Annotated in this window: 20 protein-coding genes and 3 pseudogenes; 10 read left to right on the plus strand and 13 right to left on the minus strand. The window is 69.2% G+C overall.

Translation table 11 applies throughout. The annotated features are described in order from the left end of the window. Nucleotides 1-318 precede the first annotated feature (318 nt). The gene (locus AB0958_RS38720; RefSeq protein WP_366895179.1) at nt 319-996 is read right to left on the minus strand and encodes an alpha/beta hydrolase; all 678 of its coding nucleotides are present in this window, start codon (nt 994-996) and stop codon (nt 319-321) included. A gap of 231 nt (nt 997-1,227) precedes the next feature. Beyond that, nucleotides 1,228-1,496: pseudogene (locus AB0958_RS38725) on the minus strand (FAD-linked oxidoreductase); the annotation flags it as partial. Between the two features lie 288 nt (nt 1,497-1,784). Here AB0958_RS38725 and AB0958_RS38730 point away from each other — a divergent pair. Beyond that, entirely contained in the window at nt 1,785-5,147 is a 3,363-nt protein-coding gene (locus AB0958_RS38730; protein WP_366895161.1) for a discoidin domain-containing protein, read from the plus strand. A gap of 503 nt (nt 5,148-5,650) precedes the next feature. On the opposite strand, the gene AB0958_RS38735 is transcribed toward AB0958_RS38730, so the two are convergent. After that, nucleotides 5,651-6,085 (minus strand): AraC family transcriptional regulator, encoded by a 435-nt coding sequence (locus AB0958_RS38735; RefSeq protein WP_366895162.1) that lies wholly within the window; start codon nt 6,083-6,085, stop codon nt 5,651-5,653. Continuing rightward, a complete protein-coding gene (locus tag AB0958_RS38740) occupies nt 6,082-6,579 on the minus strand; it encodes a hypothetical protein (RefSeq protein WP_366895163.1) in 498 nt (165 codons plus the stop codon). Before AB0958_RS38740 ends, AB0958_RS38735 begins: the two co-directional genes overlap by 4 nt. A 163-nt stretch (nt 6,580-6,742) precedes the next feature. Here AB0958_RS38740 and AB0958_RS38745 point away from each other — a divergent pair, with 163 nt between their 5' ends. Then, the gene (locus tag AB0958_RS38745) at nt 6,743-7,531 is read left to right on the plus strand and encodes an AIPR family protein (RefSeq protein WP_366895180.1); all 789 of its coding nucleotides are present in this window, start codon (nt 6,743-6,745) and stop codon (nt 7,529-7,531) included. A 128-nt stretch (nt 7,532-7,659) separates the two neighbouring features. Here AB0958_RS38745 and AB0958_RS38750 read toward each other — a convergent pair whose 3' ends face one another. Then, the gene (locus AB0958_RS38750; protein WP_366895164.1) at nt 7,660-7,947 is read right to left on the minus strand and encodes an SHOCT domain-containing protein; all 288 of its coding nucleotides are present in this window, start codon (nt 7,945-7,947) and stop codon (nt 7,660-7,662) included. Nucleotides 7,948-8,264: 317 nt separating this feature from the next. Here AB0958_RS38750 and AB0958_RS38755 point away from each other — a divergent pair, with 317 nt between their 5' ends. The 3 genes from AB0958_RS38755 (at nt 8,265) to AB0958_RS38765 (ending at nt 14,179) form a co-directional block, all read left to right on the plus strand. Beyond that, nucleotides 8,265-10,595 (plus strand): heavy metal translocating P-type ATPase, encoded by a 2,331-nt coding sequence (locus tag AB0958_RS38755; protein WP_366895165.1) that lies wholly within the window; start codon nt 8,265-8,267, stop codon nt 10,593-10,595. Nucleotides 10,596-10,730: 135 nt separating this feature from the next. Next, on the plus strand, nt 10,731-13,418 hold the full coding sequence (locus AB0958_RS38760; RefSeq protein WP_366895166.1) for a GNAT family N-acetyltransferase: 2,688 nt from the start codon (nt 10,731-10,733) through the stop codon (nt 13,416-13,418). Nucleotides 13,419-13,450: 32 nt separating this feature from the next. Continuing rightward, nucleotides 13,451-14,179, plus strand: a complete 729-nt coding sequence (locus tag AB0958_RS38765) for a CBS domain-containing protein (RefSeq protein WP_366895167.1) — start codon at nt 13,451-13,453, stop codon at nt 14,177-14,179. A gap of 168 nt (nt 14,180-14,347) precedes the next feature. Here the strand turns inward: AB0958_RS38765 and AB0958_RS38770 are convergent, their stop codons facing one another. The 3 genes from AB0958_RS38770 to AB0958_RS38780 are packed head-to-tail and all read right to left on the minus strand — an operon-like array spanning nt 14,348 to nt 16,336. After that, nucleotides 14,348-15,115: an MBL fold metallo-hydrolase gene (locus AB0958_RS38770; protein ID WP_366895168.1), complete on the minus strand. Its 768-nt coding sequence runs from the start codon at nt 15,113-15,115 to the stop codon at nt 14,348-14,350. Beyond that, complete coding sequence (locus AB0958_RS38775) at nt 15,046-15,783, minus strand: MBL fold metallo-hydrolase (protein ID WP_366895169.1); 738 nt, start codon at nt 15,781-15,783, stop codon at nt 15,046-15,048. The genes AB0958_RS38770 and AB0958_RS38775 overlap by 70 nt, the downstream gene beginning before the upstream one ends. 19 nt (nt 15,784-15,802) lie before the next feature. After that, complete coding sequence (locus AB0958_RS38780; RefSeq protein WP_366895170.1) at nt 15,803-16,336, minus strand: hydrogenase maturation protease; 534 nt, start codon at nt 16,334-16,336, stop codon at nt 15,803-15,805. 261 nt (nt 16,337-16,597) lie between these two features. On the opposite strand from AB0958_RS38780, the pseudogene AB0958_RS38785 reads away from it, so the two are divergent. From AB0958_RS38785 to AB0958_RS38795, 3 genes and pseudogenes are all read left to right on the plus strand, one after another. Beyond that, nucleotides 16,598-17,047, plus strand: a pseudogene (locus tag AB0958_RS38785) (cyclic nucleotide-binding domain-containing protein); the annotation flags it as partial. A 53-nt stretch (nt 17,048-17,100) separates the two neighbouring features. After that, complete coding sequence (locus AB0958_RS38790; RefSeq protein WP_366895171.1) at nt 17,101-17,760, plus strand: CBS domain-containing protein; 660 nt, start codon at nt 17,101-17,103, stop codon at nt 17,758-17,760. A 628-nt stretch (nt 17,761-18,388) separates the two neighbouring features. Then, nucleotides 18,389-18,868 carry a nuclear transport factor 2 family protein gene (locus tag AB0958_RS38795; RefSeq protein WP_366895172.1) on the plus strand — a complete coding sequence of 160 codons (480 nt, stop codon included), beginning with the start codon at nt 18,389-18,391 and terminating at the stop codon, nt 18,866-18,868. A gap of 59 nt (nt 18,869-18,927) precedes the next feature. Here the strand turns inward: AB0958_RS38795 and AB0958_RS38800 are convergent, their stop codons facing one another. After that, a complete protein-coding gene (locus AB0958_RS38800; protein ID WP_366895173.1) occupies nt 18,928-19,341 on the minus strand; it encodes an NUDIX domain-containing protein in 414 nt (137 codons plus the stop codon). On the opposite strand from AB0958_RS38800, the gene AB0958_RS38805 reads away from it, so the two are divergent. After that, on the plus strand, nt 19,279-20,130 hold the full coding sequence (locus AB0958_RS38805; RefSeq protein WP_366895174.1) for a DUF1214 domain-containing protein: 852 nt from the start codon (nt 19,279-19,281) through the stop codon (nt 20,128-20,130). The two genes, AB0958_RS38800 and AB0958_RS38805, sit on opposite strands and share 63 nt — an antisense overlap. A gap of 490 nt (nt 20,131-20,620) precedes the next feature. Here the strand turns inward: AB0958_RS38805 and AB0958_RS38810 are convergent, their stop codons facing one another. The 3 genes and pseudogenes from AB0958_RS38810 to AB0958_RS38820 all read right to left on the minus strand — a co-directional run. Next, on the minus strand, nt 20,621-21,082 hold the full coding sequence (locus tag AB0958_RS38810) for a cupin domain-containing protein (protein ID WP_366895175.1): 462 nt from the start codon (nt 21,080-21,082) through the stop codon (nt 20,621-20,623). 8 nt (nt 21,083-21,090) lie between these two features. Next, nucleotides 21,091-22,050, minus strand: a complete 960-nt coding sequence (locus AB0958_RS38815; protein WP_366895176.1) for a helix-turn-helix domain-containing protein — start codon at nt 22,048-22,050, stop codon at nt 21,091-21,093. A gap of 168 nt (nt 22,051-22,218) precedes the next feature. Further along, a pseudogene (locus tag AB0958_RS38820) lies at nt 22,219-22,308 on the minus strand (IS5/IS1182 family transposase); the annotation flags it as partial. A gap of 265 nt (nt 22,309-22,573) precedes the next feature. Here AB0958_RS38820 and AB0958_RS38825 point away from each other — a divergent pair. After that, the gene (locus tag AB0958_RS38825; RefSeq protein WP_366895177.1) at nt 22,574-22,720 is read left to right on the plus strand and encodes a hypothetical protein; all 147 of its coding nucleotides are present in this window, start codon (nt 22,574-22,576) and stop codon (nt 22,718-22,720) included. A gap of 213 nt (nt 22,721-22,933) precedes the next feature. On the opposite strand, the gene AB0958_RS38830 is transcribed toward AB0958_RS38825, so the two are convergent. After that, on the minus strand, nt 22,934-23,740 hold the full coding sequence (locus AB0958_RS38830; protein ID WP_366895178.1) for a hypothetical protein: 807 nt from the start codon (nt 23,738-23,740) through the stop codon (nt 22,934-22,936). Between the last annotated feature and the right edge of the window lie 959 nt (nt 23,741-24,699).

Raw genomic sequence — 24,699 nt, forward strand, 5'->3', positions numbered from 1 at the left:
GGGCTTCGGCTCGGCGGTCCGGTACATCCGAACCGCACGCTCACGCAACTCCAGCGGGTACTTCCTCGGGGCAGGCATCGTCTGGGCTCCTCTCGTGAGACCCATCTGACCCCCTGTCACCCATCCCCGCATCTCGGGGGAACCTCAAGTTGGTGATCTGCCGCCCTCCCACCCCAGGCCCACCCCGCCGACCAATCTCACTGCGGCGTGACACCTCCGCATGCGCGGAGCGGACACGGCGGAGAGCTGCTGCATGGTCTGGACGACCGGGACACCTCCACATGCGCGAAGCGGACCCCTCAGCGGAGCCTCCGCTGTTCAGGCCGGCCCCGGAGGCAGTGCGCCGAGGACGGCCGCGAGGCCGTGCGGGTCACGGCGGGCGATGTTGTGGCCGACCGGAATCTCGTGGACCCGCCACCCGGGGTCGGCGCGCAGCCGTTCGGTGAGCGACACGAACGGGCTGCCCGCCCACGGGCCACCGCTGATGTACGTCCGGCCGTACGTGCCGCCGGTGCGGCCTTCCAGCCTGACCGACTGGACGAAGCTCGCCATCGGGTGCGGGCGCGCACGAGGATCGAGACCGTCCGGGACCGCGACCCACCGGCCGTCGCCCCGCGCGCCGGCCACGAACAGCTCCCGGAACGCGTCGCTGGTCAGCGACCAGCACGAGTCGCCGTCGTCAGGAACGTAGGCGTCGATGAAGACGAGCTGGGCGAGCCGGTCGCCGAGCCGGTCCGCGACACCGGCGATCACCAGACCGGCGTAACTGTGCCCGCACAAAGCGAGTGGCGATCCGTCGCTCCCCTCGACCATCCCGGCCACCTGCGCGATGTGGTCGTCCAGATTCGGCGGACGGTCCGCGGCGGCCGGGGCGTCCGGCTCCAGACCCGACAGGGTCACCGCCTCGACGTGATGACCGTCCCGGTGCAGTTCGGCGGCCACCGCGTCGAACACCCAGCCGCCCTGCCAACCGCCCGGCACCATAAGGAAGTTCACCACGTCATCGTAGATCGGCGCGATCCCGCCGGGAGGCGGATGCCCGGCCGCGCCGGACACCCCCTCGTCGGTCAGCGGGTCACCGTACGACGACCCGCGTGCCCCAAGGCGCTCCGCACGACATCGTCCAGGCCATCGGCCGGGCGCTGCGTCAGAAGCCGGCAGAAGGAAAGCTCGCAGTCGTCGCAGCGGCTGGTGGCCGGTCCTGGCACTGATCGCCAACGGCCGTTGGCTGGTCGCACCGGAGACAGTCTGCTCCATGATGTCGCCCAAGTTCGTGAGCGAAAGGCCTTCCCGGGCGAGCGCGGCGTTCAGTGTCCTCAGTCGGGACGGATCAACACGCCGTCGGTGGCGGCGACTGCTGCGAAAGAGTGGCCGCTCCCCACCGCTTTCACCGCAAGGCCGTCCTCGGCCGCCTGACGAACGACAGCGCGGAGTTCCACCTCGGCCAGCTGTCGACGTCCTTGGCGCGGACCACCGCCGACGAAGTCCTGCCGCACGGGAGTTGCTCCATGCCCACTCCGACCATTCCCGTCCCACTCTTGCTGCGGGCCCGGTTGGCCCCTACTGGGCAAGCAATGAAACCGCTCTTGGCGCTGCAGGACCCCTCCCCTGCCGGATACCGGCCGCACGGGCCTTGACAGCCCCTCACGCGGCGGCAAAGAATTCCCGCTGCAAACACGGTAATGAAACGATTCAAAACAGCGCGGCCCACAGACCTCTCTTTCTCTGATCTCCAGGACGCCTGCCCTCCCCGCCTGCACCGCACATCCACAGTAGGAGCCCGCATGTCCTCCGTAACGCGCCGGTCTGCCCTGCGCTCGGCCATAGCCGTGGCGCTCGCGCCCACCCTCGGCTCGGGGCTTCTGCCGGGGCTCGCTCCCGTGGCGTCGGCCGCCGACTCCTGGACCGCGAAGTGGATCTGGGCTCCGTCCAGTTCGACGAACCAGTGGGTGGCGTTCCGCAGATCGTTCACCCTGGGCTCCGCGCCGTCGAAGGCGGTGACGCAGATCGCGGCGGACTCCAAGTACTGGCTGTGGGTCAACGGCACGCTCGTGGTCTTCGACGGGCAGCTCAAACGCGGCCCCGACCGGACCGGCACCTACTACGACGAGATCGACGTGGCGCCCTACCTCACGAGCGGCCGCAACACGGTGGCGCTGCTGGTGTGGTACTTCGGCAAGCAGGGCTTCTCGCACAGCAGCAGCGGCAAGGGCGGTCTGCTGTTCCAGTCCGACATCACCACCGGTTCCACCACGACCCGGGTGGTCAGCGACACCAGTTGGAAGCACACCCTCCACCCGGGCTACTCCGACAACACCAGCGGCACCCAGGTCAACTTCCGCCTGCCCGAGTCGAACATCTACTACGACGCCCGCAATGCCACCGCCATGGCCGCCTGGGAGTCGGCCGGCTTCGACGACAGCGCGTGGAGCGCCCCCACCGATTTCGGAGCCGCCGGGGCCGCGCCCTGGAACGATCTCGTCCGGCGGCCGGTCCCACAGTTCCGGTACTCGGGACTGAAGTCCTACGCCAATGCGTCGTCGCTGCCGTCCACGGGACGGGGCGCCACCGCCATCACAGCCACCCTGCCATCGAACCTCCAGGTCACGCCGTATCTGAAGGTGGACGCGCCGGCCGGCACGATGATCGGCATGCAGACCGACCACTACGCCGACGGGGACGGCCTGACCGGCCTCACACCCGGGGCCGAGAACAACATGCGCGCCACCTACGTCTGCGCGGGCGGGGTCCAGCAGTTCGAGGCGCTGGCCTGGATGAGCGGCACGGCGGTGAAATACACGATCCCCACGGGCGTCACCATCCTGGATCTGAAGTACCGGGAGTCCGGCTACGACACCGACTTCGCCGGATCGTTCAGCAGCAACGAGGCCTTCTTCGACACCCTGTGGGGCAAGGCGGCGCGCACGATGTACGTCAACATGCGCGACAACTACATGGACTGCCCCACCCGCGAGCGCGCCCAGTGGTGGGGCGACGTGGTCAACCAGCTCAAGGAGGGCTTCTACACCTTCGACACACGCTCCCACGCGCTCGGTGCCAAGGCCATCGCCCAGCTGACGGCCTGGCAGAAGCCCGGCGGTGTGCTCTACTCGCCGATCCCGTCCACCATCTGGACCGCCGAACTGCCCGTCCAGATGCTCGCCTCGGTGTGGTCCTTCGGCACGTACCACCTCTACACGGGCAACGCCGACGCCGTATCCGGCGCCTACCCGGCGGTGAAGGCGTACCTGAACCTGTGGAGCCTGGACTCGGCCGGTCTGGTCAGTCACCGCGCCGGGGACTGGGACTGGGAGGACTGGGGCAGCAACATCGACGCCCGCGTACTGGACAACTGCTGGTACTACCTGGCCCTCGACACGGCCATCACCCTCGCCGGCCTCAGCGGCAACAGCGGCGACGTCGCCGCCTGGCAGGCCAAACGCGACAGCGTCAAGGCCAACTTCGACCGCGTCCTCTGGGACACCTCAAGCAACGAGTACCGCTCCCCCGGCTACACCGGCGACACCGATGACCGCGCCAACGGCCTCGCCGTCGTCGCCGGCCTCGCGCCCGCCTCCCGCCACCGGGCGATCACCGAGGTGCTACGCACCCACCTCAACGCCAGCCCGTACATGGAGTTCTACGTCCTCGAAGCGCTCTACCTCATGGGAGCGGCCACCGTCGCCGAGGAGCGGATGCGCAACCGCTACGCCGCCCAGGTCGCCGATCCCACCTGCTACACCCTGTGGGAAATATGGGACAAGTCTGGCGGCACCGACAACCACGCCTGGAACGGCGGCCCCCTGTACACCCTGTCCGCCTACGCCGCCGGCGTCCGTCCCACCAAGCCCGGCTGGGAGACGTACGACGTCATCCCGCAGACCGGCACCCTCACGAAGATCAACACGGTCACGCCGACCGTCAAGGGCGACATCCGCTTCGGCATCACCCGCGACGGCGACCAGGTCACCCTGACCCTCACCTCCCCGGGTGCGACGACCGCGCGAGTAGGTGTTCCGACGTACCGCGGGTCCTCACCGGTCATCAAGGCCAACGGAACGACCGTCTTCACGGGCGGCGCCTCCACCGGCAGCGTCTCGGGTCTCAGCTACGCGAGCAAGGACCCCTCATGCGTCTACTTCACCCTCCAACCGGGCACATGGACGTTCACGGTCACCGGCGCCGGCCGCCTCGACAACCTCGCCCTGGGCAGGCCCGTCACCAGCAACAGCAGCCTGGAGAACAGCGACTGGAGCAAGAACCGGCTCACCGACGGCAAGCTCGCCAGCGTGACTGGCGCCAAGGGCTACACCAGCAACGACTTCCCCTCCGCCGACGTCAGTGGGAACCCCGTCTGGGTGGAGATCGACCTCGGCGCCGACACCGACCTCGACGCCGTACGGCTCTTCCCGCGCACGGACACCCCGGCGGTCGGCGGCGGCACGGCGGGCTTTCCCGTGGACTTCACCATCCAGACCCGCCCGGAGGGGGCGAGCACCTACACCACCGCCCGCACGATCGCCGCCGAGCCCAACCCGGGCGGGCTCGTGCAGACGTACGGCTTCACAACCACGACCGCCCGCTACGTCCGCCTGCAAGCCACCAAGCTCGGTACCCCTCCCGTCGACGAGACCACCAAGTACCGCCTCCAGCTCGCCGAAGTCACCGTCCCCACCGCCGCGACCACCGTCAACGCCAACTACACGCTGGAGAACGGTGACTGGGGCAAGACACGAGTCCTCGACGGCACCCTCACCAGCGTGACCGGCGCCAAGGGCTTCACCAGCATCGACTTCCCCTCCGCCGACGTCAGCGTCACACCGGTGTGGGTCGAGATCGACCTCGGCGCCGACCGGGCCATCGGCTCCGTAACCCTGCACCCCCGCACGGACACCAGCGCAGCCGGCGGCGGCACAGCAGGCTTCCCCGTCGACTTCACCATCCAGACCCGACCCGACGGATCCACCACTTACACCACCGCCCGCACCATCACCGCCGAACCCAACCCTGGCGGAGCCGCGCAGACTTACACCATCACCGCCGCCACCGGCCGCTACCTACGCCTCACCGCCACGAAGCTCGGCAAGCCCGCCTCCGACGAGACCACCAAGTACCGCCTCCAACTCGCCGAGGTCCGCATCAGGTAGCAGGCCATCCCGAAACGGGCGGCGGTGCTGGTCCCTCACCACGACCTCACCGCCGCGGGCCCCCGGAGAGAGCGACGACACGGCCAGGCGGTGACAAGCGGCGGTCTCCGCCGCCCACTACCCCGCACGAGCCGATGGCCTCCGCCCACCTGCCCCACCGCGCTTGGCCGGGCCGAGCGGTCGAGGCAGCGGAAGCAGGCCCGCAGTGGCTGGTCGCCAGGCCATGCAGGCCCAGCCCGCAGGCGACCTTCCCGTGCAGGTCATCGCGGTTCCTGAAGCGTCTTGAGATCCGACAGTCCGTGCAGGGCCTGCAGCGATCTGGCCCGGACATCAACAGGCAACACCCCGACGCAGCCACAACCGACGGCGCCTCGACGAAGCTGCTGGATGAGCCATGCAACCCCACTGGAGCCGTCTCACCCTGGACTACCTGTTCGAGATGGAGGTGCGTGCCTGCGCCCTTCGGGAGGGATCTCCAGCCCCGACGCGCCGCAGCCGCAGTTCTAGGGGATGAACGGACGCGTTTCCCCCAGGGTGCGGCCGAAACGGCTCCGGAAGACCCGGGTGAAGTGGGCCTGGCTGGCGAAGCCCCAGCAGTGGGCGACTTCGGCGGTCGTCAGGTGCCGGGAGCCGGGATCGGCGAGCACCTGCCGTGCCTTGCCGAGCCGCTGTTCGAGAACGTACTGGGAGGGGCTCACCCCGGTCGGCTGGAAGATACGACTGAGGTGCCGCGCGGACACTCCGATCGCCTCCGCGACCCGCCCCGAGCTCAGCCCGGGGTCGGCAAGGTGCCGGGCTGTGCAGTCCTCGGCCACCGCCAGCTGGGAGAGCATGGCGGGCGGCGCGGAACCCCCAAGCCTCGGTGCGGCCAGCGTACGGACGAGGTCCAGCACGGTGGCATGGGTGCTGACCGAGTCCTCGCCGCCCTCCCCCGTCACTCAGTCGGCCAGTACCGCCTCCAGTGCGGAAGTGTGCGCACCTTCGGCCGCCGACCCCTGCCGAGCAGTATCGGCGCGGACACCTCGCCGGGGGCACATTGCGCGGCGAACACCTCACGGGGGATGTCCACCAGCAGCTGCCGCATGGGAGAGGGGAACCCGAACAGAGAGGGCCGCCGCATGTCGTAGAGGATCAGGTCACCCGTCTGCAGGGTGACGCAGCCGCCCTCGTGGAAGAACACCCCGCAGCCTGCTGTCGGCAGCGTGACGAAGATCGAGTCCTCCGGCAGGGTCTGACGGGTCCGTGGGGTCCGTTCGATGACGTGCTCGTTGCCGGCGATCTCTGCCAGCCGCAGGTCGCCCGGCTCGACGTTCGTCTCCGTGGCCAGCAGGCTCTCCTGCGAGTACGACGAGCAGGTCAAGCCCACCAGAGCCTGTCGGTCGTGTTCCTCCCAGAAGTCGATGCGGTCCGCCGGATCGACCCACTGCGACACGCAGGAGACGATAGGCAGGGCGGTTTCTATCGGAACCTGGCGGCGTTCCGGGAATGCCACCGCCGGGGGCTCGCGCACTACGGCGGGGTGCCCGGCGTGATCGTCTACGACCGGACCAAGACCGTGGTTTGCCGCCATGTCGCCCCCGGCGAACTAGCCACAGATCGTCAACGGGCTGCAAACCAGCCATGAGATCTACAGCCACTTCCAGAACGGCGGCCATCACCGCGACCGGTCCCTCCTGGTCAAAATCGTGGTAGCGCCTGAGTCCGGCACCGCTCGTGATCGCATCATCCGGGCGACCAACAGCCAGACCCAACTGCCGGCCGGCGCCCTGCGAGCAACCGAATCCATCCAGAAGGACATCGAGGAAAGCCTCAACCATGCGGGCGGCTACTACTACGAGCGCCGTGCCGGCTACTACCGCAACCTCGGCTTTCCACTCGACCGCGTCGTCAGCATGGCCCGGCTCGCACGCGAGTTCACCGCTTTCGTCCTGCGCGAGCCACACACCGCGCTACGGCACTCGGACGCTCTGCTCCTCGACGACCAGCACTACGCCCGGATCTTCTCGCCACGCCAAGACCTGGACATCTACCGTCTCTGCCTCGACGTCCACACCCGGCTGCGGACCTTCCTGGCCCGGTACGGGGAAGACCGACCGCTGCTGGGCGACTCTGTGGAGAACTGGCTCCACCCACTCGCCGCAATGTCGGCGTACACCCTCACACGGCTACGGCAGCCCACGCCGAGGGACCTTCTGAACATCGATCTCGATCACCTGAGTGACGACCTCATGTCCCGCATGACGGGCACTCTCGAGCAGACTTTCAAGGGCGTCCTGCGCCGCAGCAAGGCTGGCGGAGTCGATCGCATCGCCCGTACCGCCGGCTTCACCACCAAGATCCGCCAGGCGGTCGTATCTCAAAGTCGGTATCACATCGAAGGCTGAACCCCTGATCGTGACGCCCTGCGGGCGTATGGCTGTCAACCTTCAGTCTTGTCCCCACTGATCGATCACGGCTCCTGTTCATCATGGCGCCCACGGAAGGCCTCTCGTCCACGGCTGTCTCCTCCCGATCAGTGCCGACCGGGGCGAGGAACGTCGCGAGTGGCTTTCGCCAGGACGGTCAGGCGGCGGTGGTACTCGTCCTCGTCGATCTCGCCTCGGGCGAAGCGTTCGGCAATGATCTGCTCAGGGGTGGGTTCGAGCGGCCGGCTGTCGGCACGGTCGCTGCTCACTCCTGGCCTCGCCAACGCGCGGTACAGGAGGACGCCCAAGGCGATGATCACGGCCCAAAAGAAGATCATGCCGGCGGACATGGCGAACCAGCCCCATCCGCTGACATCGTGGTCGTACCAGAACATGAGGGTGACTCATCCCCTTTGGGACGCCGGGAACAGTGCGCCCGGTGCCTGCTGCTTTCGAAGTGCCCGCTCCTTACGTTCGCTCGGGCCACCGAGCACGTCATGAGCCGGTGAGGCCAACGCGAGGGACCGATGGGCCCTCATCGCATTCGAGTGTGCTCAGGGGCGTGTCGCAGCGGACGACCGCGATGGCGCGAACAGGGTTGGTATGGCCCTGGTGGCAGGGCCATACGTCCCCTGTCGCGGGGCCGGCGCGCCGGGATGTGATGGACGGGGGTCAGGCCTCAGGCAGCAATGTCGGACGGACAGAGGTGGCCATGAACCGCTCCGCCTTCATCACCCGGCTGCGCTCTCTGACCGTGGCCGTTGCCTCGGCACGGCTGGAGCCCGCCTTCCTGGCCGTCACGGCAGCGGCCCTGACCGCGGGGGGTGCTGCCTGGCTCGCCGGTGACGAGGGTCTCGCCGACCTCCTGTGGGGTCTGGGTACCTTGGCCGCGGTCCTACCAGCGGTGGGCTGGGTGCTCGCCGCACTTCGTCACGGCCGTGCGGGCGTCGACCTGATCGCGGTTCTCGCTCTCGGTGGCACCCTCGCCGTCCATGAGTACCTGGCCGGTGCGCTGATCGCGCTGATGCTGGCCACCGGTCGTACCCTTGAGGCAGCAGCCCGGCGGCGAGCCTCGCACGATCTGCGTGCCCTGCTGGAGCACGCGCCCCGCTCAGCACGCCGCCGGACAGCGGCTGGCGTCGCCACGGTTCCGCTGGCCGAAGTCGCTGTAGGTGACCTGCTCGTCGTGGGTCCTGGCGAGGTTGTCCCGATCGACGGGCAGGTGGCGGATTCCGTGGCCAGCCTCGACGAGTCTGTGCTCACCGGCGAGTCCCTGCACGTCGAACGGGCGGCGGGTGACATGGTCCGTAGTGGGGTGGTCAACGCCGGCGGCGCCTTCGAGCTGCGGGCCACGGCAACCGAGCAGGACAGCACCTACGCCGGAATCGTGCGACTCGCCAGGCAGGCCGGGGCCGAATCGGCACCCGTGGTCCGGCTGGCCGACCGCTACGCGGCGTGGTTCCTTCCCCTCACCCTCGCGGTGGCGGGACTGGCCTGGCTGCTCAGCGGCTCGGCGGTCCGAGCGGTCGCGGTGCTGGTGGTCGCCACCCCTTGTCCGCTGCTGCTGGCCGCACCGGTGGCCATCGTCTCGGGGATCTCCCGCGCCTCACGCCTGGGAGTCGTCATGCGGGACGGCGGCGCCCTGGAGAACCTGGGCCGGGCCCGCACCCTGCTGCTCGACAAGACCGGCACCCTCACCCGCGGCCGCCCTCGCGTCCTGGACGTGGTCGCCGCACCGGGGTGGCGGCCTGCGGAGGTGCTGAGGCTGGCCGCGTCGCTGGACCAGTACTCCCCGCATGTCCTGGCCGAGGCGATCGTCGGCGCCGCGCAGGAGCGGAAACTGGTCCTGTCGGTGCCGTCCGAGGTCACGGAGAAACCTGGTCGAGGTGCTTCAGGCACCGTGGACGGGCACCGGTTGTCCGTCGGCCGCATCGACGCGTCCGGCGCCCGCCTGTCCTGGGCGAGGGCGGTGGACAACCGGGCGCTTCTCGACGGTGCTGCCGTGGCCTGGCTGACCGTCGACGCTCGTTCGGTTGGTGCGGTGCTGCTTCGGGATCCGCTCCGCCCCGACGCCCCGCGCACCCTGCGCCACCTGCGGGGCGCGGGCATCGAGCGGCTGCTGATGCTGACGGGCGACCGCGCGGAGCCAGCCCGTGAGGTGGGCGCCGTCCTCGGCCTGGACGACGTCCGCTCCGGGCTCGACCCGGCCGGCAAGGTCGCCGTGGTACGGGCCGAACGCGAACGCGCGGTCACCGTCATGGTGGGCGACGGTGTGAACGACGCCCCCGCGCTGGCCGCCGCGGACATCGGTGTGGCGATGGGTGCCCGCGGCTCCACCGCCTCCTCGGAGGCCGCTGACATCGTGCTGACCACCGATCGCGTGGACCGGCTCGCCGACGCCGTGTTCATCGCCGTACGGGCCCGGCGGATCGCCGTGCAGAGCGCCCTGGGCGGGATGGCGATGTCCCTGGTCGCGATGGCCGCAGCCGCCTTCGGCCTGCTACCACCCGCCGGCGGCGCCCTCCTCCAGGAGGCCATCGACGTGGCGGTCATCCTGAACGCCCTGCGCGCGCTGCGTACGGACCAGGTCACACAGCCGGCACTGGCACCCGCCACGGAGGCGCTCATCCAACGCTTCGCCTCGGAACACGACGATCTTCAGGATGTGCTCGAAGCGGTGCACAGCGCGGCTGACCGCCTCTCCGACGGACCCGGACCGCAGGCTCTGGCGGCCGTCGAGGAGGCACACAGGCTGCTCACCGATCGCCTGCTGCCTCACGAGTACGCCGAGGAGCACGAGCTCTACCCCGCCCTCGCCCCCGCTCTCGGCGGCTCGGAGGCCACGGCCACCATGAGCCGGGCCCACACCGAGATCGAACGCCTCTCCCGCCGCATCGCCACCCACCTGCAGCTGGCCTGCGCCGAAGGCGGCCTGTCCCCCGGCCAGCTCGACGACCTGCGCTCCTGCCTGTACGGACTGCACACCGTCCTGCGCCTGCACTTCACGCAGGAGGAGGAGAGCTACTTCTCGCTGGCCCAGTGAGATCCGACAGGGGTTCGTGCCGGAGAGCTCCGCCCCGGAGGGCCATTCGGCCCGCGCGGTGCCCGGTCAGCCCCTGTGCGGCCGTGGCCCGTCGCCGGACGCTGAACGCGGGATCCTCCGGAGGGAGAGTTCGTGATGACCGGCGTCCAGGAAGCCCCGGCCTATGCCCTGCTCGCCGACGGAACCACCGTCCGCCTACGGCAGGCGGGTCCGGCAGATCGGCAGGCAGTGCAGCGGCTGTACGAGGGGATGTCACCTCAGAACCTGCGGTTGCGGTTCTTCTCCGTCAATCCCGCCTCAGCCCGGCAGGCCGCCGAGCGGGTGGCCGGGGGCGAACGCTCCGGATACCGCGCGCTGGCCGCCGAGTACGACGGGCGGCTCGTGGGGCTGGCCGAGTACGAGGTCCTGCCAGGCGGCAGCACGGCGGACATCTCGCTGGCCGTGGCCGACGACTGGCACCACCGCGGTGTGGCCACCCTCCTGCTGGAACACCTCGCGGACGCCGCACGCACGGCGGGCATCACCGCGTTCAGCGCCGACGCCCTGGCCGAGAACCACGGCGTGCTCAAGGTCTTCCACGACCTGGGCTTGCGCGTCACCCGTCACTTCGACGGACCCGAGGTGCACTGCACGGTCGATCTCACCGAGGACGAAACCTACTTGAACGCCGTAGAGTCCCGAGGCGGGCTGGCCGACATCGCCAGCCTACGGCCGTTGCTGCGCCCCGGCACCGTCGCGGTGATCGGCGCAGGCCGCAAACCGGGGTCCGTCGGGCGCGCGATCCTGCGGAACATCGACGACGGTTCCTACACCGGGCGGCTGTTCGCCGTGCATCCGGAGGCTGCCGCGATCGCCGGGGTACACGCCTGCCGGTCCGTCGCCGACCTCCCACAGGTGCCAGACCTGACCGTGATCGCGGTACCCGCCGCAGCCGTTGCCGAGGTGGCCGAGGAATGCGGGAGAGCCGGCATACACGCCCTGCTCGTGGTGTCCGCGGGCCTGGGCACGCACCAGAGTCACGCCCTGATCGACGCGTGCCGACGCCACGGCATGCGGCTTGTCGGCCCGAACTGCCTGGGCCTGGCGAACACGGAGAACGACGTCCACCTGGACGCCACCTTCGCCGCCCGGCACCCCGGGCCCGGCACCGCCGGTGTCGCCGTACAGTCCGGGGGCCTCGGTATCGCGCTGCTGGACGGGCTGGCCCGGCTCGGCATCGGCGTGTCGACCTTCGTCTCGCTCGGCGACAAGTACGACGTCAGCGGTAACGACATGCTCCAGTGGTGGGAGAGCGACGGGCACACCGACCTGGCGCTGCTGCACCTGGAGTCCTTCGGTAATCCCCGCGCCTTCTCGCGCACCGCCCGCCGGGTGGCACGAGCGATACCGGTGCTGACCGTGGACGCGGGACGGTCCGAGGCCGGACGGCGGGCCGCAGCCTCGCTCACCGCGGCGGCGGCCACCCCGACCATGACCCGGCAAGCCCTGTTCACCCAAGCCGGCATCACCGCCACCCGCACCATCGGTGAACTCCTGGACACCGCCGCCCTGTTGCATGCCCAGCCGCTGCCTCACGGAACTAAGGTCGCCGTCGTCAGCAACGCGGGCGGGATCGGCGTCCTGGCCGCCGACGCGTGCGTGGACGCCGGACTCGTGGTACCGCGGCTCGCCGCCGACCTTGTGGACGAACTCCTCGCCCTGCTGCCCGGCGGCGCCACCGCAAGCAATCCCGTGGACGTCGCGGCGGCTGTCGGCGAGGAGCAGCTGGAGGCGTGCATTGGCCTTTTGGCCCGGCACGGCGCAGTCGACTCCGTCCTCGTGAGCCTGGTCCCCACGGCGGTCGCCACGGCCACCGGAGAAGACCTGGTACGCGCCCTGACCTGGGCCTCCGGCTCGCTCGCCCGCCCCGTCGTCGCGGTGCTTCCCGCTCAAGCGGCCCGCGTCGAGCTGCTGCCTACCGCCGGCAAGGGCACCGTGCCCGCATACTCCGACGCCGAGGACGCCGCCCGCGCACTGGCCCACGCCGCAGCCCGCGCCGACTGGCTCGCCCGGCAGCCGAGCGCCGTACCGAAGTTGCCGGACGTGGAGACCGTACGCGCGAAGGACCTGGCTACTGCCTACCTGGAGGCCCATCCGGAGGGCGGCTGGCTCGACCCTCAGACCACGGCTGTGCTCCTGGGCTACTACGGCATCCGACAGATTCCTTGGGCGTGGGCCCGGGACGGGAATGAGGCGGTCGCAGCGGCCGAACGGATCGCCGGACCTGACGGACGGGTGGTCATGAAGGCCTACTGGCCGGGTCTGGTGCACAAGAGCGAGCAACACGCCCTCCACCTCGACCTGCAGAACGCCTCACAGGTCAGGGCCGCCCATCGCGATCTGGTCACCCGGTTCGGTGACCGGATGACCGGAGTGGTCGTCCAGCCGCTCGCCGAACGCGGCACCGAACTGTTCGCCGGACTCGTCCAGGACGAGGTCTTCGGCCCCCTCGTGGTGTTCGGCTTGGGCGGTACGGCGACCGAACTGCTCGCCGACCACGCCGCCCGCCTCGCCCCGCTCACCGACCTCGACGTGCACGACCTGCTCACCTCCCCGCGCTGCGCTCCCCTGCTGTACGGCTATGCCGGCAGCCCTGCCGTCAACCTCGGCGCCCTGGAGCAACTCCTGCACCGCCTCTCCCGGATGGCCGCGGACCTTCCCCAGCTGGCGGAGGCCGACCTCAACCCTGTGCTGGCCGGCCCACACGGCGTCACCACCCTCGACGCTCGCGTACGGCTGGTTCCGCGCCGACCCCACGACCCGTACCTGCGCCGACTGCGCTGACCGGGCCACGACCTTCGCAAAGGAAGACAGCCATGAAGCCAACGAAGATCGGTGCCGTCATGAGCAACGACGTCGTCACCGCGCAGTACGGCACCCCGTTCAAGGACGTCGTCCGCCTCTTGCGTGAACACGGCATCAGCGGGCTGCCCGTGATCGACGAGGACGACAAGGTCATCGGAGTCGTCTCCGAGACCGATCTGATGCAGCGCCAGGCACGGTCGGGTGAATCCGGTGGCCGCCTCGACGTCTGGGCGTGCAAGCTCCGCCGCCGTACACGCGAGAGCTCCGCACGCAGCCGGGCTCGTACGGCCGGCGGAATCATGTCGGCACCCGCGGTAACCGTGCGTGCCGAAGCCTGCTTGCCGGAGGCCGCCCGGCTGATGACTCGGCACGGCGTCGAACGTCTGCCGGTGGTCGACGAGGAGGACCGGCTCGTCGGCATCGTCACCCGCCGCGATCTGCTCCAGGTCTTCCTGCGCACCGACGACGAGATCCGGCGGGCGGTACAGCGCGAGGTGCTCGCCGACGCACTCTGGCTCACCCCGCACACCGTGGACGTGGCGGTCTGCGAAGGTGTGGTCACTCTGTCCGGGCAACTGGAACGCCACAGCGATGCCGCCGTCGCCGTCGCCATGACTCGTCGCATCGACGGTGTCGTGGACGTGGTCGACGACCTCACCTACCGCTTCGACGACAGGCACGGACAGCCCGCCGGGCCGGCCGCGCACGGGGTGGCCGACGACTGGCTGCGCCGGTTGTGAGAAGTCCTGGACAGACCGGGGCGGTCCGTGCGCTGGCTGTGCGGTCCACCTCATCGGGCCATTGGGCCGGGCGGCCCCGCGGATTGGACGCGGCGGCCCTCTACCGGGGTGGGTCGCCTCATGGTGTGGGCATGGCGCCTGGACCGGCCGGGTCCCGTCGCGTCGTGCTCAGCGGACGAGCACATGCTCCCCGGAGCGCGGTACGACCGCCGTCCGGCCCAGTTGGCGGTCGATACGGTCTCGGAGTGCCGCGGCCGCGTCCGGTTCGCCGTGCACCAGGTACGTCGTATGTGGTGCTGGGGCGTCGCGCAGCCAGCCGATGATCTGGCCGGCATCGGCATGCGCCGAGAAGTGCGGTACGTCGGCGACCGTCGCCCTGACCGGAACGTACTCGCCGAACATCTTCAGCACCCGGGCTCCGTAGACGAGGTCCCGGGCGCGTGTGCCTTGCGCGGCGAAGCCGACGACGACGACCGAGTTGCGCGGATCGGGCAGAATGCGGCGCAGGTGGTGCAGGACACGACCGCCAGTGGCCATGCCCGAGGCGGAGACGATGATCGCCGGGCCGCCGGAGCGGCTGATGTCGATGGATTCCTGAACGGTGCGCACGGCGAGGAACGGCTCGGGCCTGAGCGCGACACCGCCCTCCGCGGTGATCTCGGGGCGGAGTTCCGGAGCTCGGGTCAGGACGGCGTCCCGGTAGACGTCCAGCGCGGCCAGTGCCATGGGGCTGTCGACGTAGACGGGGACGGAGGCCGGCAGGCGGCCCGCACGGCGCAGTTCGGCGAGTTCGTGCAGGACGACCTCGGTGCGGTCCAGGGCGAACGCCGGGATGACGGCGGTGCCGCCGCGGGCGAGCGTCCGGTTCAGCACACCGGCGAACCGGGCCCGGCCCGCCTCCGGCTCGTGCTGCCGGTTGCCGTACGTCGGCTCCATGAGCAGTACGTCTGCGCCAGAAAAGGGCTCCGGCGGGAGCAGGAGGGGGTGGCCGGGGCGGCCGAGGTCGCCGCTGACAGCGAGGGCGTGACCGTCCTCCAGGGTGAGGCGTGCCCAAGCCGAGCCGAGGATGTGGCCGGCGGTGGCGTCAGCCGGGTTCCGGTGGCCAGGTCGGTCTTCGTGCCGGTCGGTACGGGATCGAGTAGCTTGAGGGTGCGGTCCACGTCGGAGCCGTCGTACAGGGGTTTGGCGGGCCGGTGCCTGGACCAGCCGTGCTCGTTGGCGTGCTGAGCGGCCTCCATCTGCAGCTTCGCGCTGTCCCGTAGCACGATCTCCATGAGGCGGGCGCTGAACTCCGTCGTCACGACCCGGCCGCGAAAACCGTGGCGGACCAGCCGCGGCAGGTAGCCGCAGTGGTTCAGGTGGGCATGCGTGATCGCGACGGCCTCGATGTCCCCCGCGTCGCAGGGCAGGCCGCGCCAGTTGCGTCGGCGAAGGTCGGCGAGGCCCTGGAAGAGGCCGCAGTCGACCAGGATCCGGGCATGGTCGCTCTCGACCAGGAACTTGCTGCCGGTGACCGTGCCCACGCCGCCGAGGAAGGTGAGCAGCGCGGGGCGGGGCCGTACGGCCGGCCGGGACCCGGCGGAGTCGTCCAGGGCGGTTGTCATGGGCTCGGACTCCTCGCGATTACCGCCGCATCGGGGCCGATCGGCCCTGGTGGGCCACGGCCCCACGCGCCGCGGTGACCCTGTGCCGGACGATCTCGTCCTCGACTCGCTCCACGAGCAGGTCCACCACGTCGTTGACGGGTGGGGACAGTCCCGGTCCGAGCGAGGTGTCGGCGGCCTCGACGGCGTACGCCACCAAATGACCGGGCAGCCGCTTCACCTCCCAGGCCACCTCGACGGCCTCACCGAGTCCGCGTGCGACCATGGCATTCGGCCGGTCCAGTTGGCGGGCGCCCAGCTCCAGGCGGTGGACGTGGCCGGGGTTCCCCGGTCGGGTGCGCGCGGCCTCCAGGACGACGGTCAGATCCGTGTGGTCCCACAGCCGGATCAGCCGTCCCGGATCGAGGTCGCACTCCACGAGTACGGTACCCGGCGGCAATGGCCTCTCCAGCGCCCGCTCGCGCAGGCGGGACAGCACTGCCCTGCCCACCCCCTCGTCGTGCCGGGACGGGTCACCGACCGCGATGACGGCGATGCGCGTGGAGACGCTCATGATCGTTCTCCCTCCACTGCGGGTGTGTCCAGCGTGCGTGGACCGGCGGGTGGGGCGCATGGGCCGAAGAGGCCTGACAAAGGGCCAGGGCGGCTCTTTCGGGTATGCGGCACCGGCTCGGTTCGGGTGGATGGGCACCGGCCCGGCGACACCCCGCGCGGTATGAACCGAAGGGCCCACGACCGGGTCCGGGCGGCCCGTGGTGCCGGCTCCCGAGGTCGCGCACGCTGGGATCGACAGCCCATGAAGGGAGCCGGCGCGATGACCTCCGCAACCATCATGAGCACGGCACTTGAGCCCGTGCACCGCGAACGGCTGATGCGCCTCGCCCGCGAGGTCTCCTTCGCGGCCGGGACTCGCTTGTTCGAGGGGGGTCGGCACGCCGACCGTTTCTGGATCGTCCGGACCGGAACCGTCGCCCTCGATCTGCATGTGCCCGGCCGCAGGCCGGCCGTCGTCGAGACGCTCGGGCACGGCGAACTCGTCGGCTGGTCCTGGCACTTCCCGCCCCACATCTGGCACCTGGGCGCCGAGGCGATGACCCCGGTGCGGGCCTGGGAGTTCGACGCCGAGGCGGTGCGTGCGATGTGCGCCGCGGATCCCGCGTTCGGACGGGCCGTAGCGGTGTGGGTGGGTTGTGTGGTCGCCCAGCGGCTGCACGCCACCCGGGTCCGGCTGCTCGACCTGTACGCCCCTTACAGCAGCGGTGACCTGTTGCGACCGCCCGCCCGCTCCGTCCGGCCGAACGGCCTCGGGAGGAAAGCATGGAAAGCAGCCCGCACCGGGTAAGTGACGTGATGACGCATGCCGTCGTCGCGGTGGGCCGCAAGGCCCTGTTCAAGGACATCGTCGAACGCATGGAGGAGTGGAAGGTCAGTGCCCTTCCCGTGCTGGAGGGCGACGGGCGGGTGATCGGGGTGGTATCCGAGGCCGACCTGCTGCCGAAGGAGGAGTTCCGGGACAGCGACCCGGACCGGTTCACCCAGCTGCGCCGCCTGACCGACCTGGCCAAGGCCGGGGCGGTGTCCGCCGAGGAACTGATGAGCACCCCGGCCGTCACCGTCCACGAAGACGCCACGCTCGCCGAGGCGGCACGGATCATGGCCTTGCGGCATGTCAAGCGGCTGCCCGTGGTGAGTGCCGAGGGCATCCTCGAAGGCGTGGTCAGTCGCGCGGATCTGCTGAGGGTGTTCCTGCGTCCCGACAACGCCCTGGCGGACGAGATCCGCCGCGACATCGTCGACGTTCTCTTCCCGGCCCCGGTCGAGCCCGTGCACATCATCGTCCGCGAGGGCGTCGCGACGTTGACGGGACGCGTCGGGGACGCCGCACGGATTCCGCTGGCCGCGCGCCTCGTCCAGGGTGTGGAAGGGATCGTGGGCGTTGACTGCCGACTTACCGCCGTCGGCTCCGACGCCGGGTGACGCCCTCAGCGCGCACCCGGTCGGCGTTCGTCGATGCGTCCGACCGCCCAGCTCCCTCGACCGTGGGGCTGGGCCTTCGCTGTGTCGTGGGACTGAGCCCTCGTGGGACTGAGCCCTCGTGGGACTGAGCCTTTGGCCGTTGCCCTGCCTGCTGCTGCCGTGCCTCTCCCTTCCGGCGTTGCTGATCAACCTCTGCCCCCGCTCCGCTTCCGCCACTCGGGTCCGACCTGCTCCCATTCCTCGTCCCACTCGGCCAGGCGCCGCCGAAGGAGCCGCGTACGGATCAGCCATCCGCCCGCCCAGATCGTCGCGCCGGTCGGCGGAGCCACAAGGGCGCCGGTCAGAACCACCTGCCGTGCGCTGGACGGGCGCGGACGGCAAGGTGCACACCGGCCAGGCGAAGATCTTCCCGGGTTCTCCCGCGGGCAGCAGGCTCACCGTGTGGACGGACGGTGCTGGCCGGGTCGTCTCCTGATGAGGCTTCGCCAAAATCCCCACGGCCGATCTTCGCCCCAGTTCGTCCGCTGGTGAATCGAGTGGGGAGGGTGGGGAGCGAAGAGCGCGCCCTGCCGGTGCTGGTGCGGAAAAGCCGTTGCCCTGGGACCTGTTAGGGCTGATAGACAGAGGTATGGACGACAAGATCATGCCCCCGGTCGAGCGGATGCTCGCGGAACGCGCCTGCGAGCGCATCATTGTGGACTTCATCCACCGCCTTGACCTCGGCGACCCGAGTTCGGTGGCCGAGTTGTTCACGCCCGATGGCGTCTGGCACTGGCCTTTCGGGGACCGGCGCATCGAGGGGCGCGAGGCCCTGCGCGCCTACTTCGCCTCTCGCCCGGCGGACAGGCTGTCGCGCCGTCTGATGACGAACATCCTGGTCACGGTGGAGTCCGAGGCGACAGCGCGGGCGGTCTCGTATCTGACGACATACCGGGTCGATGGCTATTCAGGTGGGATGATCGAGCCCAGGCTCCCGGCGAACGTCGGCCACTACGAGGATGTCTTCCGCAAGATCGACGGCGCGTGGTTCCTCACCAGCCGCACTGTCTTCCTCCCCTTCGGTGGCGAAACGCAACGGCTCCCCGTCGCGGATGCATCACAGGCCTGACGACACCGCTTTGTGGCCCGGCGACCGTTAGGTCGCCGGGCCACGATGATCGGTGAGGGTCAGCCAAAGTCGAGCGCGTAGTAGGCGCGAAGGACGTGGTTGATCTCGGGGACCAGGTCGCTGATGGTGATGTTGTCGGACCAGCAGTGCGGGATGTCGCCGACCCAGCAGACGCTGTCGGGCTGGTCCACGGTGGTCGAGAAGACGAAGGTGCGGGTGCCGTTGTCGGCGTCGACGATGCCGAGGAACGCGGTGATCTTCGCGTTCGAGTAGCCGAGGGCTTGCGCGAGGATGCGGTGCAGGCCGTCGACCACGGTTTCCCCGGGCAGAACAGGGCCGGCCGGAAGGTCCCACGCCGGTGGCGTGTCCAGGTCCCCGGTCGCCGTGCGGACGAGCAGGAACTTGGCGTCGTGCTCGATCAGCGCGGCCGCGGCGAGGTCGGTGACGCCGTCGCTGTGGCTGCGGGTGACCAACTCGTCGACTTGGTCGGCAGTAAGGAGGCGCAGCTTCCGGCGCGGCGTGACGTGCTGGAACCGATCGACGCGGCAAGGGACCCTCTCGGGCCATGGAAGACCCTGAACGCGATGCTGGCCGAGAATCCGCCGCCGCCGCACCACGGGGTCCTGCTCAAGCAGTTCGCAGAGATCGGCATCGGTCCCGGGATCGACGTCGAAGCCCAGCCCGAAGCCGTCAAGCAGAGCCTGATCCGGGCCGCGGCCACCGGCGTACCCATGCTCGAACAGCAACTGCTCAGTGGCGAATGGGCCCATGTCGTCAACGGCTGGCGCTACCCGCCACCGCAGATGGGACGGTTCGGGGACGACTTCCTGCGGCGAGCCGCAGAGCAGTCCCTGGTCGGTGTCGCCGCAAACGATCCCGAGGAAGCGGTCTACCTGGCCGCCTTCCACGACGCGGACGGCGCCAAGCTGTCCACCGGCCGCTATGAACTGCGCTTCGCGCCGGGAAATCTCCCTCCGGTCGACGCGTTCTGGTCCCTCACCGTCTACGGTGAGGACAGGAACCTGGTCCCCAACTCGATCGGCCGATACTCCATCGGTGACCGAACCCAGGGACTGGTCATGGACGCAGAGGGAAGCCTGACCATCCGCTTGCAGCCTGATTCCCCGGGGGCTGCCGAGGAGTCCAACTGGCTGCCCACACCGGCACAGGGCATCTGGTTCATCGCACTGCGCATGTACCTGCCGCGTCGGGAAGTCATCGACGCACGCTGGGAGTGCCCGCCGATCCGCCGCGTCGCCTGACGACACTGCCGGACGACCGTGGCGCCGTCTTGACTGCCGCCCGGGCCACGGTCGGTGTGTTCGAAAGACCACTTGCCTCGGCCGGATCTCCGCCGTGGCCTGGTAGGCGGTCCCGCCCACGGTCGGCAGCACGGCGGCCTGTTCGTACGTAAGGTCCACCGGTTTGAGCACGACCGCCTTCTCCGGGGCCGTCACCATCTCGGCGAACGCCCCCGCCTGCCGGAACCGAGCCACGCAGAGTACCGCGTCGCCGGCCTTCAGACGGGTGAGCCCGACGCCGACCGCCTCGACGACTCCCGCGAAGTCGCGCCCCATCGCCCGGGGAAAGGAGCGGCCGGTCATCAGCTTCAGTCTCGACGTTACGCACCTTCCAGTCCGGAGGCCGCCGCCCGGACGCGGACGAGAACCTCATCCGGACCCGGGTGTGGTGGCTCGAACTCAGCGAGCCGCATCACCTCCGGGCCGCCGTGGCGGTCGTACTGAAGGCGCTTCACGAGGCGTATTCGTTCGAGATCTCGGTGGCGTAGTTCTTCCAGAGCGGTTGCATGGTCTCGGCGTTGACGGGCTGCCCGGAATCGATCATGGCTTTGAAGTCGCGGAAGTACTGCACATACAGGTCCGGCGTGAAGGTGTTCAGCATGACCGCGTTGTCGTCGCCGACGTTGGCGAACGTGTGCGGCGCCCCGGTCGGCACGATGACCCAGGTGCCCGGCCCGGCGTCGTAGTGGTCCTCGCCGACGGTGAACCGGAAAGTTCCCGCCAGCACGTAGAAGCCCTCGTCATGCTGGGCGTGGCGATGCTGCAACGGGCTCGGGGTGCCCGGCGGAATGGTGACCTCGGCGAACCCCAGCCGGTGGTCGGTGTGCTCGCCGTTCTCCAGGATGCGGATCTGCTGTGCCCCGCTGCCGAGGATCTCGCCCTCACCGGGGCGGACGATGTTTACCTTCGCCACGACTTCTCCTATTGCTCTTGCGTGCCTTGGTCACCACCATCCTTTTCCGGGCCGGCTGTGCGTGTCTTGGTCGTCTGTGCACGGTTGCTGGTTACCAGTGCGCGGGCGTTGTAGCCGTACGTCGCCTTGAAGAGCTTGCTGAAATGGGTGGGGTCGGAGAATCCCCACCGGGCGGCCACGGCGGTGACAGTACGTCCGCTTCTGGTCAGCTCGGCTCGGCAGCGCTCCAGGCGGCGACGGCGGATCAGGGCCGCGACGGTGAGCGGCTGGTCCTCGAACAGCTTGTGCAGCCGGCGTACGGATATGTGGTGGGCGGCGGCGATACCGGGCGGGGACAGATCGGGATCGGCCAGCCGGGCCTCGATGTAGCCGGTGATCCGGTCCCGCAGCCACTCGTCCGGGGCCGGTCGTTCGTCACCGAGCCGGGCCTCCAGTGCGACCGCGATCAGCTCGACGACGGCCGCCGCCGACCGCAGCGCCTCCGCCTCGCGGAACCCGGTCGCCGACCGCGCCGCCTCACTGGCCAGCACGGAGACGAGAGCGCCCGGGCCGTGGCTGCCGTCGATGCGTACGCCGATGAGCCGGTCGAGCTCCGCGGGCCGGATCCGCAGCTCCCGGCGCGGAACCAGGATGGTGACGTGCGCCGCGGCGGTGCTCTCGAACCGGAGCGTACGCGTGGGATCGAGCAGCACCAGGTCGGTCGGCCCGAGTTCGGCGTCGCCGTGCCCTTGCTCGATCCGCGTCCGGCCCCAGGTCATCACCTTGACCGCCAGGTTGTCGCCGTCGGAGGCATCGCGCTCCCGGCCGATGCAGGCGCTCTCCGGCGTGTCGAGGGAGACCAGCCGCAGCGGCCCGAGGTCGCGGGTGGCGATCCGGCCCCGGAAGCCGGCCCCGGCCAGCTTGTTGACCAGCGGCGGAAACCCGCTGGCGGCCAGCTCGTCCTGGAACGTCTCAAGGTTGCCGATCACCGGTCGACGATAACGGCGGCACTTCTGCTCGGGCACGGTGTTCGGCGGGCGTTGCGGCGGCGCCGGCCCGCATCTGCTCTACGAGGCTCTGGTGCACGCGGTTGACGGCTCGACCTCGTCGGCGGCCGACGGCCGAACGGTGAGCGCAGCACCGATATCGGAATTGGTGCGCCGGACCGGGGCCAGTGCCAGTAGCGGGCCGAGGGCGTCGATCACGCGATGGGCGGTGGAGTGCAAGACGCCGAACAGCGGTGTGACGGCGAACGGTGCGATCCACCCCGGGGCGTGATGCCCTGATCACCTCCATCCCACCTGACCAACGATCACCTGGACACACACTGCACGCTCCAGCTGCCAGCGCAGCGGCGACCGCCAAGCGTGCGACAGCCGAGGCTGATCACCGCTGAACCGGGAGTGCAGAGGCGTTACCCCCTACTCTCCCTGCGTTTGCGCCCGGGATCCGAAATACCTGTACGTCGCTTTCGATTGCTCCTGCAGTAGTGATCATGGGAGGGGGACAGTGGTGACCGACCTGAAGCTGTTCCGGCTGGATACCGATGGCCGAGACATCGAGCTCCGAGGTACGACGGTGGCGCTGGAGATGGAGCTGCAGCGGCGGGGCGAGGCCGGATCGACACTCTGGGGCTGGACGAGAACGGCAGCCCGGTAGTACTCGACTTTACCGACCGCAGGAGCTCACATATCGGCTCTGAACTGCGACGATTCAAAGACTACATGTCCACGACGGCGGGTTGAAATCGTTGCTGTCACTCGTCCGGGTGGACTCATGGGATGGCCCGTCTGCTGTCCGGACCGGCGATCGCCTCCATGTCCTGGAGAATCGCTGCGTCGGCGTCCTGAACGGTCACCCGGAAGGCGTGATTCACGAGGCACCCATCCCGGTCTCGTGCAGCCAGAGCTTGTTGTCCTTGGTGGAGCCGTAGCAGAGGGAGGCGTTGTCAGGAGCGAGCGCAATGGCCTCGGGCGGAGACTCGCCCGCGAGAGAACTCAATGTGATGCTGCGGAGCATCCGGCCCGTGGTCGAGTCCCACAGGCGGATCGAGTAGTCGCTGCTGCTGGTGGCCAGAACGTCACCCCCGCCCCACACCGCATCGGTGATGGCGTCGGTATGGCCGACAAGGGTGTGCAGAAGCTTGCCGGATCCGGCATCCCGCAGCTCCACCGTGTAGTCCTTCGTGACCACCGGCCAGGGATGCGGCCATCGGCTTCCGGAGGCAGCAGCCTTGTGGCCGCTCTTCACGTCCCAGATGTGAACGCCGCCCATGGAATCTATGCCACTGATCTTCGTGCCGTCCGAGCTGAACGCCACGTCATACACCCTGTCAACGTCCTGTCCTATGGTAGTTACGTATCTGTTGCTCCTAATGTTCATCACTTTGATGACGGTTGCTTCGCCACCTTTACCATTCCAGTAATGTTCTACAAAAGCGAAGAGATTGCTGTCGGGACTGAACGCCAGCGCCAGGTAGTGGAAAGGCCGGTCCGGATCATCCTTGATGATGGTGTCCTTGTGAGTTTTCAGGTCCCACAAGTTGATACTAAAATTGCTGGCCGCCGATCCTCCGGTGGCGCCTGCAAGCCTCTTGCCGTCGGGACTGAACCGTAGCAGGGGCATCTGGTCACCCGAGTCGTCACCATTCAAAGTCGCCACGTTGTTGCGAGTTGCCATATCCCAGAGCCTGACAACGCGTGGGCCGTCTGCCGCCAGAGTCTTCCCATCGGGGCTCAGGGCAATGGAGTGCCAGAACTCGTTGCTTCCGAACTCTCTCGGACCGTGGACTGGGTAGAGCCGGTGGAGTGCGTAATTGCCTGCCAAGGAAGCGGCAAGGACCAAGGGAAGCAGAACGGCCAGGAATATGGATCTCGCCCGCCGGACCCTTCGCGCATGCTGCTCGCGCGAGTTCACTCTGGCCGACCCGGTTGCCTTGGATCGGAGGTGACAGGGGCGCGAACCGCAAGTCTGAGGAACACCACGAAACCGGCCAGGCAAGGGCCCAGAGTCAACAGGCCACTGCGTATTCTGAAGAAACCCAGGAAACCGCAGACCACGGCCAGTAAAGCGAATGTGATGAATTTCCGGCTTCTGGCCGAGGATAAGACGAAACGGACATGGTCTCTTGTCGGTCGAGTCCGTGCCGGTCTCTTCCTCTCGGGCAGGGCAGGTGCGGGTCTCGCCGTGGCCGGTTGGTCTTCCCCGCGGGCTCCGGTGCGTATGGCCGTTGCGTTCTTGGCCACTGGGCATTTGCTGGCGGTGTCGGTGCCGCGCTGGTTGGGGTGCGGGAGGTTGCGGGCGATCAGCCTGTGCCTCAGGTGGGGGTACAGCTCCGCGAAGGTCAGCACGGGCGGACCGTCGGTGACCCCCGTGCCGATCAAGTCCAGCAGTTCCCCGGTGAAGGCTGTACAGGTGTCGGCTTGCCCCGCGTGCGCGGTGCGGTCGGCTGCGGTCAGGGTATAAGTGCCTCGTATATCGGTAATGTCGGCTGAGGTTCCCCCGAGATGCGGGGATGGGTGACAGGGGGTCAGATGGGTCTCGCGAGAGGAGCCCAGACGATGCCTGCCCCGAGGAAGTACCCGCTGGAGTTGCGTGAGCGTGCGGTTCGGATGTACCGGACCGCCGAGCCGAAGCCC

The organism is Streptomyces sp. NPDC006655 (genome assembly GCF_040703965.1).
Taxonomy (GTDB): domain Bacteria; phylum Actinomycetota; class Actinomycetes; order Streptomycetales; family Streptomycetaceae; genus Streptomyces.

Bases quoted from the DNA above. Each gene is read 5' to 3' on its own strand.
- AB0958_RS38730 (WP_366895161.1), top strand. From the start codon at position 1,785: ATGTCCTCCGTAACGCGCCGGTCTGCCCTGCGCTCGGCCATAGCCGTG.
- AB0958_RS38750 (WP_366895164.1), bottom strand. From the start codon at position 7,947: ATGTTCTGGTACGACCACGATGTCAGCGGATGGGGCTGGTTCGCCATG.
- AB0958_RS38755 (WP_366895165.1), top strand. From the start codon at position 8,265: ATGAACCGCTCCGCCTTCATCACCCGGCTGCGCTCTCTGACCGTGGCC.
- AB0958_RS38760 (WP_366895166.1), top strand. From the start codon at position 10,731: ATGACCGGCGTCCAGGAAGCCCCGGCCTATGCCCTGCTCGCCGACGGA.
- AB0958_RS38765 (WP_366895167.1), top strand. From the start codon at position 13,451: ATGAAGCCAACGAAGATCGGTGCCGTCATGAGCAACGACGTCGTCACC.
- AB0958_RS38770 (WP_366895168.1), bottom strand. From the start codon at position 15,115: ATGGAGCCGACGTACGGCAACCGGCAGCACGAGCCGGAGGCGGGCCGG.
- AB0958_RS38775 (WP_366895169.1), bottom strand. From the start codon at position 15,783: ATGACAACCGCCCTGGACGACTCCGCCGGGTCCCGGCCGGCCGTACGG.
- AB0958_RS38780 (WP_366895170.1), bottom strand. From the start codon at position 16,336: ATGAGCGTCTCCACGCGCATCGCCGTCATCGCGGTCGGTGACCCGTCC.
- AB0958_RS38790 (WP_366895171.1), top strand. From the start codon at position 17,101: ATGGAAAGCAGCCCGCACCGGGTAAGTGACGTGATGACGCATGCCGTC.
- AB0958_RS38795 (WP_366895172.1), top strand. From the start codon at position 18,389: ATGGACGACAAGATCATGCCCCCGGTCGAGCGGATGCTCGCGGAACGC.
- AB0958_RS38830 (WP_366895178.1), bottom strand. From the start codon at position 23,740: ATGGCAACTCGCAACAACGTGGCGACTTTGAATGGTGACGACTCGGGT.